General features: G+C 65.3%; 13 protein-coding genes and 1 pseudogene. 8 read left to right on the top strand and 6 right to left on the bottom strand.

The features are described 5' to 3' along the window. Positions 1-5: 5 nt before the first annotated feature. Positions 6-410, bottom strand: coding sequence for a Fur family transcriptional regulator (locus tag QXH22_RS20140; RefSeq protein WP_371934265.1), 405 nt, complete (start codon positions 408-410; stop codon positions 6-8). A 142-nt stretch (positions 411-552) separates the two neighbouring features. Here QXH22_RS20140 and QXH22_RS20135 point away from each other — a divergent pair, with 142 nt between their 5' ends. Then, positions 553-1,389, top strand: coding sequence for an alpha/beta fold hydrolase (locus QXH22_RS20135; protein WP_306240270.1), 837 nt, complete (start codon positions 553-555; stop codon positions 1,387-1,389). Here the strand turns inward: QXH22_RS20135 and QXH22_RS20130 are convergent. Both QXH22_RS20130 and QXH22_RS20125 read right to left on the bottom strand, forming a co-directional pair. Beyond that, positions 1,379-1,852: an SRPBCC family protein gene (locus QXH22_RS20130; RefSeq protein WP_306276756.1), complete on the bottom strand. Its 474-nt coding sequence runs from the start codon at positions 1,850-1,852 to the stop codon at positions 1,379-1,381. The two genes, QXH22_RS20135 and QXH22_RS20130, sit on opposite strands and share 11 nt — an antisense overlap. After that, complete coding sequence (locus tag QXH22_RS20125) at positions 1,842-2,534, bottom strand: DUF899 family protein (protein ID WP_306276755.1); 693 nt, start codon at positions 2,532-2,534, stop codon at positions 1,842-1,844. Before QXH22_RS20125 ends, QXH22_RS20130 begins: the two co-directional genes overlap by 11 nt. A 179-nt stretch (positions 2,535-2,713) precedes the next feature. On the opposite strand from QXH22_RS20125, the gene QXH22_RS20120 reads away from it, so the two are divergent. From QXH22_RS20120 to QXH22_RS20110, 3 genes are all read left to right on the top strand, one after another. Further along, complete coding sequence (locus QXH22_RS20120; RefSeq protein WP_306240267.1) at positions 2,714-3,577, top strand: cyclopropane mycolic acid synthase family methyltransferase; 864 nt, start codon at positions 2,714-2,716, stop codon at positions 3,575-3,577. A gap of 97 nt (positions 3,578-3,674) precedes the next feature. Then, positions 3,675-3,953, top strand: a complete 279-nt coding sequence (locus QXH22_RS20115) for a hypothetical protein (RefSeq protein ID WP_306240266.1) — start codon at positions 3,675-3,677, stop codon at positions 3,951-3,953. Between the two features lie 115 nt (positions 3,954-4,068). Next, complete coding sequence (locus tag QXH22_RS20110; RefSeq protein ID WP_306240265.1) at positions 4,069-4,755, top strand: class I SAM-dependent methyltransferase; 687 nt, start codon at positions 4,069-4,071, stop codon at positions 4,753-4,755. Here QXH22_RS20110 and QXH22_RS20105 read toward each other — a convergent pair. The 3 genes from QXH22_RS20105 to QXH22_RS20095 are packed head-to-tail and all read right to left on the bottom strand — an operon-like array spanning position 4,733 to position 7,804. After that, the gene (locus QXH22_RS20105; RefSeq protein WP_306244172.1) at positions 4,733-5,776 is read right to left on the bottom strand and encodes a prenyltransferase; all 1,044 of its coding nucleotides are present in this window, start codon (positions 5,774-5,776) and stop codon (positions 4,733-4,735) included. The genes QXH22_RS20110 and QXH22_RS20105 overlap by 23 nt on opposite strands. Before the next feature lie 22 nt (positions 5,777-5,798). Next, positions 5,799-6,557, bottom strand: coding sequence for a class I SAM-dependent methyltransferase (locus tag QXH22_RS20100; protein ID WP_306240264.1), 759 nt, complete (start codon positions 6,555-6,557; stop codon positions 5,799-5,801). Further along, a complete protein-coding gene (locus QXH22_RS20095; RefSeq protein ID WP_306240263.1) occupies positions 6,551-7,804 on the bottom strand; it encodes a glycosyltransferase family 4 protein in 1,254 nt (417 codons plus the stop codon). The genes QXH22_RS20100 and QXH22_RS20095 overlap by 7 nt, the downstream gene beginning before the upstream one ends. A gap of 424 nt (positions 7,805-8,228) precedes the next feature. Between QXH22_RS20095 and QXH22_RS20090 the strand changes: the two genes are divergently transcribed. The 4 genes and pseudogenes from QXH22_RS20090 to QXH22_RS20075 all read left to right on the top strand — a co-directional run bounded on the left by QXH22_RS20090 (position 8,229) and on the right by QXH22_RS20075 (position 13,195). Continuing rightward, a complete protein-coding gene (locus QXH22_RS20090) occupies positions 8,229-9,038 on the top strand; it encodes a lysophospholipid acyltransferase family protein (RefSeq protein ID WP_306240262.1) in 810 nt (269 codons plus the stop codon). A gap of 1 nt (position 9,039) precedes the next feature. Continuing rightward, positions 9,040-9,474 carry an SRPBCC family protein gene (locus tag QXH22_RS20085; protein ID WP_306240261.1) on the top strand — a complete coding sequence of 145 codons (435 nt, stop codon included), beginning with the start codon at positions 9,040-9,042 and terminating at the stop codon, positions 9,472-9,474. Positions 9,475-9,691: 217 nt separating this feature from the next. After that, positions 9,692-10,297, top strand: a pseudogene (locus tag QXH22_RS20080) (PPE family protein); the annotation flags it as partial. Positions 10,298-10,981: 684 nt separating this feature from the next. Continuing rightward, positions 10,982-13,195 carry a PE family protein gene (locus tag QXH22_RS20075; protein WP_306240237.1) on the top strand — a complete coding sequence of 738 codons (2,214 nt, stop codon included), beginning with the start codon at positions 10,982-10,984 and terminating at the stop codon, positions 13,193-13,195. Position 13,196 lies beyond the last annotated feature (1 nt).

The raw sequence follows: 13,196 nt of genomic DNA, 5'->3' as shown, positions 1-13,196 counted from the left end.
TGTGATCAGGAATCAGTACTTGAGCAGTCAGGGCAGAAGCCCCAGTAGATGACTTCGGCCTCGTCGAGGACGAACCCATCCAACACGTTGCCGTCGTCCAACGGCGTTAGGCACGGCGTATCTCCGACCGCACAATCGACGTCGGCGATGACCCCGCAGGACCGGCAGACGACGTGATGATGGTTGTCGCCGACGCGCGATTCGTAACGCGCGACCAGACCGGATGGTTGAATTCGCCGTACCAGGCCGGCCGCGGTCAATGCATTCAGCACGTCGTAGACGGCTTGTCGCGACACATCGGGCAGACCGAGTCGCACCGCGGAGAAGATCGTGTCGGTGTCGGCGTGAGGATGCGCATGAACAGCCTCCATCACTGCAATTCGTGGCCGCGTTACCCGCAAATCGGCCATTCGTAACTGCTCGGCGTGGTCCGAGGACACATGCTCATACTCCGCACTTATCTGGAGTCAGTCAAGACTTTGCGCACAGGAACGCGGGTAATCTCGGGCCGAGTTTGCACCCGTGGATTCGCCCCACAACCTGACAGAGGCCATGACGACAGAGCACGTTCGGTGGACGGCGTCCGGGGTGCGCATGCGCCTGTACCGGCGTCGCAGCGGTGACGCCAATTGGCTCTTCCTGCCCGGCGGCCCGGGGATCGGCTCGGAGAGCTTGCAGGAACTTGTCGACGCGGTCGCGGTATCGGGATGCTCGTGGTTGGTCGACCTACCGGGCGACGGTTCCAACGTCGATGCCCCCGGCGCACCGGCCGATCCCTACAGCCTGTGGCCAGAGGTGCTGGCCGAGGCGTCGCGCGCCGTCGAACGCCCGATCTATGTGGGGCATTCGACCGGGGGTGAATATCTGCTGTCGACGCCGGCTCTTGCCGAAGTGCTTCATGGCCTGGTGTTGATCAGCACCGCCCCCGACGCATCCTGGATGCCGCTCTACGACCGGATGACCGCCGATAATCCGCTGCCGGGCGTCGAAGCCGCCACCGCCCGTTACGCGAAGGACCCCACCCGGGAGAATCTGCGCGAGGTGGCGGTGCAATCCGCCCCGTGGAATTTCCTCGCTGCCACGGTCGCCGCCGGCGCCGAGCTGCTGGGACGCATGCCGTACAACATCCCGGCGGTGCAGTGGTCTGCAGAACATTTCGACCGCGACTACCAATTCGCCTGGTGGCCGTCGACATTGCCAACCCTGATCATCAGCGGCTCCGAAGACCGGATCGTCACGCAATCGTTGTGGCGAACAGCGTCCTTTCAAACCGAGAATGTGCTGTGGAGCGTCATCCCTGAGGCGGGACACTTTCCCTGGATGGAGCAACCCGAAGCGGTGCGTGGGTCTTTCGCTGAACTCGAGCAGCGAATCGGAGTCAGCCCGTGACCGAGCGCTCCAGGCCGGCCAGTGAAGCGCTCAGATACTCCTGCGGAAAGGGCGGCATTCCGCCGATATGGTCCCGGAACTCCTGCGGGGTGGCCGTCCAGTCATACGTCAGCGTGACGTCGGTGCGATCGCCGTCGGGGTCCAGTTCATAGCGCCAGAACCAGCCACCGGCGGCATGCTTGCCGGTATCGTCCATCCGGCCGGGCATCCAGGCGATGACCTTGTCCTTGGCGAACTCGGTGACCAGGTTGTAGGTGACGTAATCACCGCCGGCCGCTTCGAGATACATATTCATGGCGAAAATCTGGCCGGCGCCCGTGAGTGGTTCGCCGTCCACGGCGTCGCGGACCCAGTCGGTGGGCTCCGTGTCGCTATGCCGGGTCGGGTCGGCCAGAATCGCGAAAATTGCCGTCGGCGGGGCCTGAATGGTTCGGGTGACCGTGAAGCATTCGCTAGTCATCATTCCCTTTCGGTCCGTAGGCACGGGCGATATCGGGCGAGCCGGACCACCCGGAGTAGGTGGGCCTCGACGGCCAACCGGGCGGTGAATCGAGCCATTCCTCCTGCCGCCCCCACGGCAGGATGTCGATCAACGCGAAAGAATGGCTGAGCTGCTCGGTTCCGCGGCCGTTAGTGTGCCATGTCCGGTACACCGTGTCACCGTCGCGCAAGAACACATTGACCGCGAAGCCGCCGCCGGCCGGTGCGTCCATGTCGGCGCCAAAGGAGCTGTCCGATGACGAATACCATTCCATCCGATTGCCGACCTTGCGCCGGTATTCCAGCGCCTCGTCGATCGGGCCGTTGGTGACGATGACGAATCGCGCGTCGTAATTGTCGAGAAACTCGAGCCGCGTGAATTGCGACGTGAACCCCGTGCATCCGCTGCACTGCCATTCCGCACCGGGCGACCACATGTGGTGGTAGACGATCAGCTGCGAACGCCCGCCGAACACCTCAGCCAGCGGCGCCGGGCCGTCGGCGCCGGTCAATGTGTAGGCGGGCAGCTGCACCATCGGTAGTCGGCGACGCTGGGCGGCGATCGCATCCAATTCCCGCGTTGCAGCCTTCTCGCGGCTGCGCAGCTCATCGAGCTGTGCGCGCCAGGTCTGCTGATCAACGATCGGAGGCTTGGCATCAAGCATGGGTCCACCTTCTTCTGCGCTGTGTCCGGTCGATGGATTGACCCGCCGCGGTCCCGAAACTCACCGCGGTGTGACGCAGCGGGTGTTTCGTGCGGCACCGACGGGGAACTAGTTACCCGCCGGTGTGAGCGACGCCGGCTAGCAGTCGTAACCCAGGCGCCACGAAAGGCACGACCCGCTTGTCTCAGGATTTGAAGCCGCACTTTGACGATGTGCAGGCACACTACGACCTGTCCGACGAATTCTTCCGGCTGTTCCTGGACTCGACCCAGACCTACAGCTGCGCGTACTTCGAGCGAGACGACATGACGCTGGAAGAGGCCCAGATCGCCAAGATCGATCTGTCGCTGGGCAAGCTGGGCCTGCAACCGGGTATGACGCTGCTCGACATCGGCTGCGGTTGGGGCGCGACCATGCGCCGTGCGATAGAGAAATACGACGTCAACGTGATCGGCCTGACCCTGTCCAAGAACCAGGCCGCGCACGTGCAGCAGACATTCGACGCCTTGGACACCACACGGAGCCGTCAGGTACTGCTGCAAGGCTGGGAACAGTTCACCGAGCCGGTGGACCGCATTGTGTCGATCGGCGCGTTCGAGCACTTCGGCCGCGATCGCTACGAGGATTTCTTTTCGCTGGCCTACAAACTGCTGCCGGCCGATGGAGTGATGCTGCTGCACACCATCACCGGGTTGACCCGCGAGCAGCTGAGCGAGAGCGGTCTGCCCATCTCCATGAACCACATCCGGTTCGTGAAGTTCATCCTCACCGAGATCTTTCCGGGCGGTCAGTTACCGGATACCGATATGGTGGCGGGCTTTTCGGAGTCGGCGGGCTTCGCTCTGACCAGACGCCAGTCGCTGCAACAGCACTACGCCAAGACCCTCGACCTGTGGGCGGCCGCCCTCGCGGCACGACGCGACGAGGCGATCGCAATTCAGTCCCACGAGGTCTATGACCGGTACATGAAATACCTGACCGGCTGCGCTGACCATTTCCGCACCGGGTATATAGACGTCAATCAGTTCACCCTGGAAAAATAAACCCCGCTCGCCTCGCGCTCCGCAATTGCGACCGTGTTTGGGAATGCGCGCTGCGGTGTATAGATAGCTACGACTCCGACCGTAGAAAGGGCTAGTGATGAAACCCCTCGCACCTGCCGCGATTGTCATTGCCGCACTGATGTTCAGCGGATGTTCGGCTTCAAAGGTGATCAATACCGGTGGCGACACCAAGTGCAAAGACTTCACCACACAGGACGAGAAGAAGCAGAGCGAAGAGGTCAGCAAGATGCTCAAGGACAAGAGCGGCGCCGAGCCGACGTCCTTGGAGATCAACGCGACCCGACTGTCGGCGCAGACCTACTGCCAGACCCTGGGCAAGCCGGACAGCAAGATCTCCGAAGCCCCGCACGGCTGAGCGAGTTCCTGCTGGACAGCCGGACGGCTGTCCAGCAGGGCCTCTGCCGACACCGCGCCAGCAAGTACCGCGACCAGGCTGTCGGCATCTCGCGGGTGCCGGATAAGTTGCAATGATGAGCGATGACGACACCGGTTCCACCGCGCGTTTGTTCGCGCTCGCCGAGCGGGTGCGCGGGTTCATGCCCGCCGATGAAGGACACGCGCTGTACGACGCCGCGCGGCGCTATCTCGACGGCGGAATAGGGGTGGAGATCGGCACGTACTGCGGCAAATCCGCACTGCTACTCGGGGCGGCCGCGCAACAGAGCGCCAGCGTGCTCTACACGATCGACCATCACCACGGATCCGAAGAGCATCAGGCCGGGTGGGAGTTCCACGACACCTCGCTTGTCGACGAGGTAACCGGGCTTTTCGACACATTACCGACGTTCCGCCGCACCTTGGACGCCGCCGGTCTTGACGATCATGTGGTCGCTATCGTCGGCAAATCGCCGATCGTTGCCCGCGGTTGGGCCGCGCCGCTGCAATTCCTGTTTATCGACGGCGGTCACACCGAGGCTGCCGCTGCACGCGACTACGAGGGATGGGCGAAATGGGTGGTGGTCGGCGGCGGTCTCGTCATCCACGATGTGTTCCCCGACCCCAACGACGGGGGGCGCGCTCCCTACCAGATCTATTGCCGTGCACTGGCTTCCGGTCAATTCAAAGAGGTCGGGGCAACCGGGTCGCTGCGGGTGCTGGAACGCACGGCCGGCCAGGCCGGAGAACCGGTCGAGACTAACGCCCAGGTCCGGCCGTAACGCATTCACAGTCGAAGTCGGTCTGCAGGCCCACCGGCAGCGCGTGCCCGCGGAATATCCCGCTGGCCGGCGTTGTTCCAGACAACGCATCGGCAGCAAGGATCATCGCCGCCCCGGTCCACGTGGTGCGCTCTTCTGGCCACCGCTTCCCGTCGGCGAAAACCAGCCCAGTCCAATAAGATCCGTCACCTTCGCGCAGGTGTTGCATTGCCCCGAACTGCCGGTGCGCTGCTGACCGATGCCCGATCGCGTCCAGCGCCATCACCAATTCGCAGGTTTCCGCACCGGTGACCCAGGGCCGGTCGACTACGCAACGAATGCCGAGATCACCCACCACGAATTCGTCCCAGCGCTGGCGGATTCGCGCCGCAGCCACCGGCCCGCGCAACGCACTTCCGAGGATCGGGTAATACCAATCCATCGAATAGCGGTCCTTCTCAGTGAACGCCTCGGGATGGGCCACGATCGCGTGACCCAGGCGGCCTAGTGCCAGTTCCCACTCCGGCTGGGGTTCTCCGATCAGAGCAGCCAGTGCCAGTGCGCACCGGATGCTGTGGAATATGCTGGCGCAGCCGGTCAGCAGCGCCTCCGGCAGCGGCCCGGCTTCGCTTCGGGCCCAACAGATCTCGCCGTAACCGACCTGCAGGTCGATGACGAAGTCGATCGCCTTCTGCACTACCGGCCACATTGCGGCGGCGAACCTGCGGTCGCTGGTCACCAGGACGTGGTGCCACACACCGGTGGCGATGTACGCGCAGAAGTTGCTGTCGCTGTTGGCGTCTTCGACCACGCCGGCCCGGATCTGGATCGGCCAGGAGCCGTCCGGACGCTGCGTGCGGCGGCACCAGTCGAACGCAGCGCGCGCCGGCTCCAGTAAACCCGCTGCGGTGAGCGCCATGGCGTTTTCCACGTGATCCCACGGGTCGGTATGCCCTCCGGCAAACCAGGGGATAGCTCCCGAGGGCTCCTGCGCGGCGGCGATCGACACAGCGGTCTGCCGGCACTGCTCGGGGGTCAGCACACCGACGACACCCGGCGCGTCGTTATCCCGAGGCAACCGAATACCCCTGCGCAGGATTGCTGTGCACCGACTGCGGCTTGGTGAAGTACATGGCGACACTCTTGCCGACAAGTGGATTCAGCACATTCTCAGCCAGTTGCGTGATCTTGGGTCGCTGCATCAGATCCCACACCAGCAGCTTGTGGTAGGCGGTGACCGCCGGGTGATCGTTGTTCGACGGTCCCACAGCGCATTTGAGCCACCAGAATGGCGAGTGCAGGGCGTGCGCATGATGGGTGTGCGTCAATTCCATTCCGCGACCCGCGATTTTGTCACGCAGCGCACTGGCCCGATAAATCCTGACGTGGCCGCCCTCATTGCTGTGGTACTCCTCCGACAGCAGCCAGCACACCTGCTCCGGAAGCCACCGCGGCACGCTGACAGCCAGTGTCCCACCGACTTTGAGCACCCGGATCAGTTCGGCGATGGCGGCGTCGTCTTCGGGTATGTGCTCCAAGATCTCCGATGCGATCACGCAGTCGAACGTCTCGTCGGCATAGGGCAGGTTGAGCGCGTCGCCACGAACCACTTTCGCGGAAGCCGCTTGTGGCGCCTCGCCAGTCTCGGCCATCGCGCGCAGCAAGGTGTCCACCGAACGGAGCTCGGCGGCGTCCTGGTCGAAGGCCACCACATCCGCACCGCGCCGATACGCTTCGAAGGCATGCCGGCCGGCGCCACAACCCACGTCGATGACCTTGGTGTCCGGCCCGATTCCCAGCCGCTCGAAATCAACCGTCAGCATCGCGGTCCGCCCTCATGGGCACGACGTTCGATCGCCTGCTGGTAAACCTGCACGGTTTGAGCGGCCACCGCGTCCCAGCTGAAGACGTTGACCGCGCGCCGCCGTCCCGCCTCGCCCAGGCTGCGGCGCCGGTCCGGTGAATCCAAAAGCTGCCCGATCGCATGGGTCAGCGCGTCCACATCGGCGGGCGCCACCAGTTCGGCGCACGCGCCATCGGTGCCGAGGACTTCGGGCAGCGCACCGACGCGGCTGGCGACGATGGGTGTCCCGCTCGCCATCGCCTCCACCGCCGGCAACGAAAAGCCTTCGTACAACGAAGGAATGCACGCAACCTCTGCCGATGCGAACAGAGCGGCAAGCTCGGCGTCGGGCAGGCCGCTGGCGATGTGGACGATGTCGGAGATACCCAGCTCGGCGATGAGCTTGTGGGTGGGACCGTTGCTTTCCACTTTGGCGACCAACCGCAACTCCAGATCGCGGCTGGTGCGGAGTTTGGCTACCGCGTGCAGCAAGGTGCTGACACCCTTGAGCGGAGTGTCCGCGCTGGCTATCGCCATCACCCGGCCGGGCTGCCGCGGCGACGACCCCGGCTTGAACAGTTCGGTGTTTACCCCTAACGGCACCACGTGCAGTTGCTCGGGGGAGACCCCGAAGTCCGAGACGATGTCGGTAGCCGAAGACGACGAGACCGTCAGCAGGTCGGGGATCTGGCGCGCCACCTGCTTCTGCATTCGCGAGAAGCCATACCATCTGTGCACCAAAGGCTTTCGCCACCAAGGCGCGGCAGCAAGGTCGAGCAGCCGGTCGCGGGTGATGGGATGGTGCACGGTGGCCACTACGGGCATCCCGGCGTCGGCGATGGTGAGGAGCCCGGTGCCCAGGCTCTGATTGTCGTGTACGACGTCGAAATCGCCCGCGCGATCGGCTAGCAGCCGCGCCGCCCGCAGTGTGAAGGTGCGCGGTTCGGGAAACCCTGCCGTCCACATGGTGGCCAGTTCGAGCACGTCGATCGAATCGCGGATTTCGCTCGGCCGCGGCACCCGGAAGGGGTCCGGCTCGCGGTACAGATCGAGGCTTGGGACTTTTGTCAGGCGCACCCGGGGGTCCAGCAACTCCGGATACGGCTGACCGGAGAACACCTCTACCTCGTGCCCCAGATCGACCAGGCCGCGGCTGAGATGCCGCACATAGACACCCTGCCCTCCGCAGTGGTCTTTACTCCGGTAGGACAGCAGAGCAATTCGCATACTCAACCCTTCGCCGCCAGCGATCGACCGCGCAAAGGCGCCAATCTCATTGCTGTCAACGCACCCGCGAACGACGGGACAGCAAACTGGACATGTGTCCAGATTATAGTTCGATCAGCTAATCGACGCAAACGCACCCCCATTGATCACCGCCACCCGCTGTCACGGTGCGCACCGAACCCAGACCGATCGGGAGGCGCGTACCCCGATGCTCCAACACGGGCACGTCGCTCCCGATTCGAGCTCTACACCGGCTGCTCTGCTGAACCGGCCGAAGCTAGGACAATCCCGTCTCAAGCTACGACAACCACCGCCGCGAGCGCGAACCCACACGCTCGGACTTCTCCGTGGGCTCGGGCCGGGCCGGGTTCACGTTTGCGGAGCCTGCGGTGAAATGGCGCCAAATCGGTTTAGTCTCATCGAGATGACTCGGCAACGACTTCCCAAAGAACTTCGCCATCGCGATCCGGAGTTCATTCGCGCGGTGCTGCCTCCGCTCTGGTTGGCCTCGACCGTGTGGTTCCGAGCCGAGGTACACGGCTTTGAGAACGTGCCCGATGAACCGGTGCTGTTCGTCGGCAACCACAGCGGTGGCGGCGCAACCCCGGACACCTTCATCTTTTTGCTGGCCTACAACACCTACTTCACGGTCGAGGGCCGTCCGCTCTATGCGCTGGCACACGACACGGTCACCGCCGCGCCGGTCATCGGCGGACTGACCCGGAAGCTCGGCGTAGTCCCTGCCGCCAATTCCTTTGCCGAGCGCATTTTCGACAGCGGCGGCTCAGCGCTTGTCTACCCGGGTGGCGACGTGGAGGCTCTGCGCCCGTGGCGCGATCGCAACAAGATCATTTTCTCGGGACGCAAGGGATTCCTGCGACTGGCCCACAAGTCCAATGTGAAGATCGTGCCGGTGGTGGCCACGGGTGGACATGACACGTTGATCGTGCTCAATGACGGCCGCCGCACGGCGCAGCTGTTGCGCCTGGACAAGATCGCCCGAGTCAAGAGCATGCCAATGACCCTGAGCATCCCGTGGGGACTGTCACCGCTCCCGCTGCCGCACTTTCCCCTTCCGGCCAAGATCCGCATGCAGGTCCTCGACCCGATCGACGTGCGCGCCAAATTCGGCGAGGATCCGGATTGGGACCACGCTCTGGCCTACGTCACCAGCGTCATGCAAGTCGGGCTGTCGAAGCTGGCCAGCAAGACCATCGTCCCGATGATCCGGTGACATGACTCAAACCGTCACCGTCTCCCGCCATATCGACTGCCCGCTCGAGACGAGCGGCGCCTTCATCACCGACCCGCACGCTCTTTTTCCCCACGTGTCCACCTTCAGTCGGTGCCGCTTCGTCAAAGCGCGTGACGACGGAGAATTGTGGGACGTCTATATGGACAGTGGCACCATCCAACTCGGTGGCCGCGTGCTGATCACACCTCCGACCGGCAGCCTGTTGAAGTGGCGAGCGGTGCAGGGCACGCGCCATTCGTTTGCGGCGCTCGTAGAACCCGACAACGACGGCAGCCGGCTCACTCTGACCTTGACGTTTTCCACAACCGGTCTGGGTATCGCCCGGCTGAGCGAGTGGCTGGGACGCGGTCTGGTCTCCCGAAACCTGGAGGCGGCGGCCGAGGAGATCCGGCACTATCTCGAATTCGAGCGATAGCTTCGCGCGTGCATGCAGTGGACCGGCATTTCGGTAGCGGGCCAAATATGTGCTTTATTGGTAAAGGCTGTGCAAACAGCAGGCAACGAGATGTTGTTCTGGTGTAACGCTACGAGGTGATTTCCGCTCATAGGCTCCTGCGGGGGTTCGGAGCCGGGCTGGATTGGTGCCACCGGAGTGCGTCTGCCAGCCGACCACACCGATCGGAGGAAGCGTGATGGACTTCGCGTTGTTGCCGCCGGAAGTCACCTCGGCGCTGATGTACGCCGGGCCCGGCTCTGGATCGATGCTGGCCGCCGCGGTGGCGTGGGACGAGCTGTCCGCCGAGCTCCACTCCACCGCCGGTGCCTACGAGTCCGTGGTCACGACCTTGACCGCCGGACCGTGGATCGGCCCAGCGTCCGCGGCCATGGCAGCGGCGGCGGCCCCCTATATCGCGTGGCTCAGAGTCACTGCGATGCAGGCCGAGCACACCGCTGACCAGGCCAAAGCGGCGGCCGTCGCATACGAGACCGCATTCGCCGAGACCGTGCCGCCACCGGTGGTCGCGGCCAACCGCAGCCTGCTGATGACCCTGATAGCTACCAACTTCTTCGGCCAGAACACGCCGCTGATCGCACTCACAGAGACCCAGTACGCCGAGATGTGGTCGCAGGACACCGCGGCCATGCAGGGCTATGCGGCGTCATCAGCCGCCGCGACCACCCTGACACCGTTTGCCGACCCTGCATCCACCACCGATTCCAGCGGGTTGCCCGCACAAGCAGCCGCGGTCAGCCAGGCCACTGGAACTGCCGCCGGAGAGGTGCAGAACGCCGTCTCCTCGGTGCGGACGAACGACGGGCCGTACAACGCGTGAACCAGGACAGATCCGAAGTTCACCACTCCCTGGGACAACATTGGTCAGGGCCCGACCTTCGGCCTACCCACGCCGTTGACTCGATGTGCGCTTCGTTTGTGCACAGTGCACGGCTGTTGGCGTGGTTGGTGTGCAGAACGATGTTTTTTGGTAGTGGTGGTAGCGCTAAGAATGCGCCGTGGCCGTTGACTTGTTCGTACGTGGGTCGGTTAGCGCATGTCTGAGTGCGCCGGTGGTCGGTATTGGCAGCCGGTGGGAGTGAGTGTCACGGCACGGAGCCTCCCGACCGAAAGAGCCTTCGCTGTATGGCTTTTCGAAAGCTTCTCACCAAACTGCGCCGACGCGACTGCTCTGCTGGGGGGTCGACCAGCTTTGGACATCGGCGTTGGCGGCGTGCTCGGCAGCACCGGTCCGCGCGCCCGGTTTCGAGTCGACGGTGAACCTCTGGTCAGCGGGCTGTGCACCGAATTCGGTTGTGGATGAGCACTTTTCCTTATCTATTGGCGCGGTTTAGGAGGCCCCCCACAGGTTTCAAACTAGTGCATTGAAGTATCGAGATCCGTTGATCTCGGGGTCCGAGGCGATTCATCCCGGTGCATGGGGCCCGTCATCCCGTTCCATGGGGCCCGACTTTTGTGGAGGTTTGTGATGTCTTTTGTTGTGGCCGTTAACGACGTGTTGGTGCAGGCTGCGGGTGAGGTGGCCAGTATTGGCCAGACGTTAGGTGTGGCGCGGTGGGCGGTGGCGGGGACCACGACCGGGATTGTGCCCGCGGCCGGTGATGAGGTGTCGACGAGCATTGCGGCGTTGTTTTCCGATTATGGACGCGAATTGCAGCGGATCGGTGGGCAGGTAGCGGTATTCGAAGAGCAGTTTGTCGGGTTATTGGCGGCGGCAGCGACGGCCTATGGGGGTGCTGAGGCGGTCAATGGCACCGGGTTGGGATGGGTGGAGCAACTCACGGGGTTGGTGGGCGATCCGCAGCGGATGGCGGGGGTGTTGGCCGATCCGCAGGCGTTGTTCGGTGACCCGGTGCGCGCGTTGACGGGGCGGCCGTTGGTCGGTGATGGGGTTGATGCGGTCGCGGGCACGGGTGGTCGTGGTGGTGATGGTGGCTGGTTGATCGGCAATGGTGGCAGGGGTGCTTCGGGTGCCTCCGATGTGGTGGGGTCGGGTCAGAGCGGAGGCGCCGGAGGCGCCGCAGGTTTGCTGGCCGGTATCGGCGGCGCTGGTGGTGCTGGCGGCGCCGGGATCCTGCCCGGTGCGGGTGGCGCTGGCGGTACGGGGGGCTGGCTGTTGGGTGCCGGTGGCGCCGGGGGTGCCGGCGGGGCCAACACCGCCGAAGGGATCGGGATCGGAGGCACCGGGGGTGCCGGGGGTGCGGGCGGTGTGTGGTCGTCGGGCGGGATTGGGGGGCCAGGTGGGTACGGGACGATCGGCGGCACCGGGGGGGCCGGCGGCCCCGCAGGACTGCTGTTTAGTACGGGTGGGGCAGGAGGTGCCGGCGGTGTAGGCAACAGCATCGGCGGCGATGGTGGTGTGGGTGGGGCGCAGGGATGGATCAAGAGCGCGGGCGGCACCGGCGGCGGGGGCGGTTACGGGCCGGTGGCCGGTGGTAACGGCGGCGCCGGCGGTGGGGGATTTAGTTTGTTCAGTTTGGGTGGCGCCGGCGGAGTCGGTGGTTACAGCGACACGCTGGGTGGCAACGGCGGTGCCGGCGGGGTCGGTGGATGGCTGATCGGTAGCGGCGGCCATGGCGGTGCCGGCGGGGGCGCGGCCGGTCTCGGCGGTGAGGTCGCTGACGGAGGCACCGGCGGCAACGGCGGCACCGGGGGCGGGGCCTGGTTGCTCGGGGTCGGCGGGGCTGGTGGAGCCGGGGGTAATGGTTTAGCGGCCTCCGGCAGCAATGGGGGCGCCGGTGAACGGGTCTGGCTTTCCGCGTGGGGAGCGGGCGCGGGGACTTCTCCGGAACAGGTGGTGTGGCAGGTGACCCAGCAGGTGCTAGCCCCGGTCAATACCGTGTTCATCGATGCCACTGGGCGGCCGTTGATCGGGGACGGGATAGACGCCGCGCCCGGATCGGGTGCTGCGGGTGGGGCGGGTGGCTGGTTGATCGGTAACGGCGGCAACGGCGGATCCGGGATGTCCTCAGACTTCGACGCGGGGGGTGATGGTGGCGCCGGCGGTGCTGGCGGATTGTTGTGGGGTCACGGCGGTCTCGGCGGGTCTGGTGGGGCCGGTGCCATCAGTGCCGGGCGTGGCGGTGACGGCGGCGCCGGGGGGTTGTGGCTGGGTGCTGGTGGTGCCGGCGGGGCCGGCGGGACCTATACCGGCGGGATCGGCACCGGGGGCGTCGGCGGCGGCGGCGGTAACGGCGGGTCTGGCGGGATCTGGGCTACCGGCGGGGCCGGAGGCAGCGGCGGAGCCGGCGATATCGGTGGAACCGGCGGTAACGGTGGCACTGGCAATGTGTGGGAAACCACCGGCGGGGTCGGCGGTGTGGGCGGGTACGGCACGACCCAAGGCGGTACCGGCGGAACCGGCGGTCACGCGCAGGGCTGGCTGTTGGCGGCCGGCGGTGCTGGTGGGGACGGCGGAGCCAGCGCCTTCATCGGCGGGCACGGCGGCGGCGGCGGTAACGGCGGGGGGCTGCTCAGCATCGGTGGGGCCGGCGGCGCCGGCGGCTATGGCGACAGTACTGGCGGGAACGGGGGTGACGGCGGTACCGGCGGCATGCTGATCGGCAACGGTGGGGCCGGCGGCATCGGCGGCCTGGGCGGGATGATTTCTGGTTACGGCGGTGCCGGCGGTCAGGCCGGCTCGCTCATCGGATTCGGCGGGGCCAATGGCACCTCCGGGTAGC

It is taken from the genome of Mycobacterium sp. TY814 (assembly GCF_030755175.1).
Lineage (GTDB): Bacteria > Actinomycetota > Actinomycetes > Mycobacteriales > Mycobacteriaceae > Mycobacterium.
The sequence above is the reverse complement of the archived record's forward strand: the minus strand, read 5'-3'. Positions and strand labels throughout refer to the sequence as shown.

Coding starts and splice junctions, on each gene's coding strand:
- QXH22_RS20115 (WP_306240266.1), top strand. CDS start 3,675: ATGAAACCCCTCGCACCTGCCGCGATTGTCATTGCCGCACTGATGTTC.
- QXH22_RS20110 (WP_306240265.1), top strand. CDS start 4,069: ATGAGCGATGACGACACCGGTTCCACCGCGCGTTTGTTCGCGCTCGCC.
- QXH22_RS20095 (WP_306240263.1), bottom strand. CDS start 7,804: ATGCGAATTGCTCTGCTGTCCTACCGGAGTAAAGACCACTGCGGAGGG.
- QXH22_RS20090 (WP_306240262.1), top strand. CDS start 8,229: ATGACTCGGCAACGACTTCCCAAAGAACTTCGCCATCGCGATCCGGAG.
- QXH22_RS20140 (WP_371934265.1), bottom strand. CDS start 410: ATGGCCGATTTGCGGGTAACGCGGCCACGAATTGCAGTGATGGAGGCT.
- QXH22_RS20085 (WP_306240261.1), top strand. CDS start 9,040: ATGACTCAAACCGTCACCGTCTCCCGCCATATCGACTGCCCGCTCGAG.
- QXH22_RS20130 (WP_306276756.1), bottom strand. CDS start 1,852: ATGATGACTAGCGAATGCTTCACGGTCACCCGAACCATTCAGGCCCCG.
- QXH22_RS20075 (WP_306240237.1), top strand. CDS start 10,982: ATGTCTTTTGTTGTGGCCGTTAACGACGTGTTGGTGCAGGCTGCGGGT.
- QXH22_RS20135 (WP_306240270.1), top strand. CDS start 553: ATGACGACAGAGCACGTTCGGTGGACGGCGTCCGGGGTGCGCATGCGC.
- QXH22_RS20100 (WP_306240264.1), bottom strand. CDS start 6,557: ATGCTGACGGTTGATTTCGAGCGGCTGGGAATCGGGCCGGACACCAAG.
- QXH22_RS20125 (WP_306276755.1), bottom strand. CDS start 2,534: ATGCTTGATGCCAAGCCTCCGATCGTTGATCAGCAGACCTGGCGCGCA.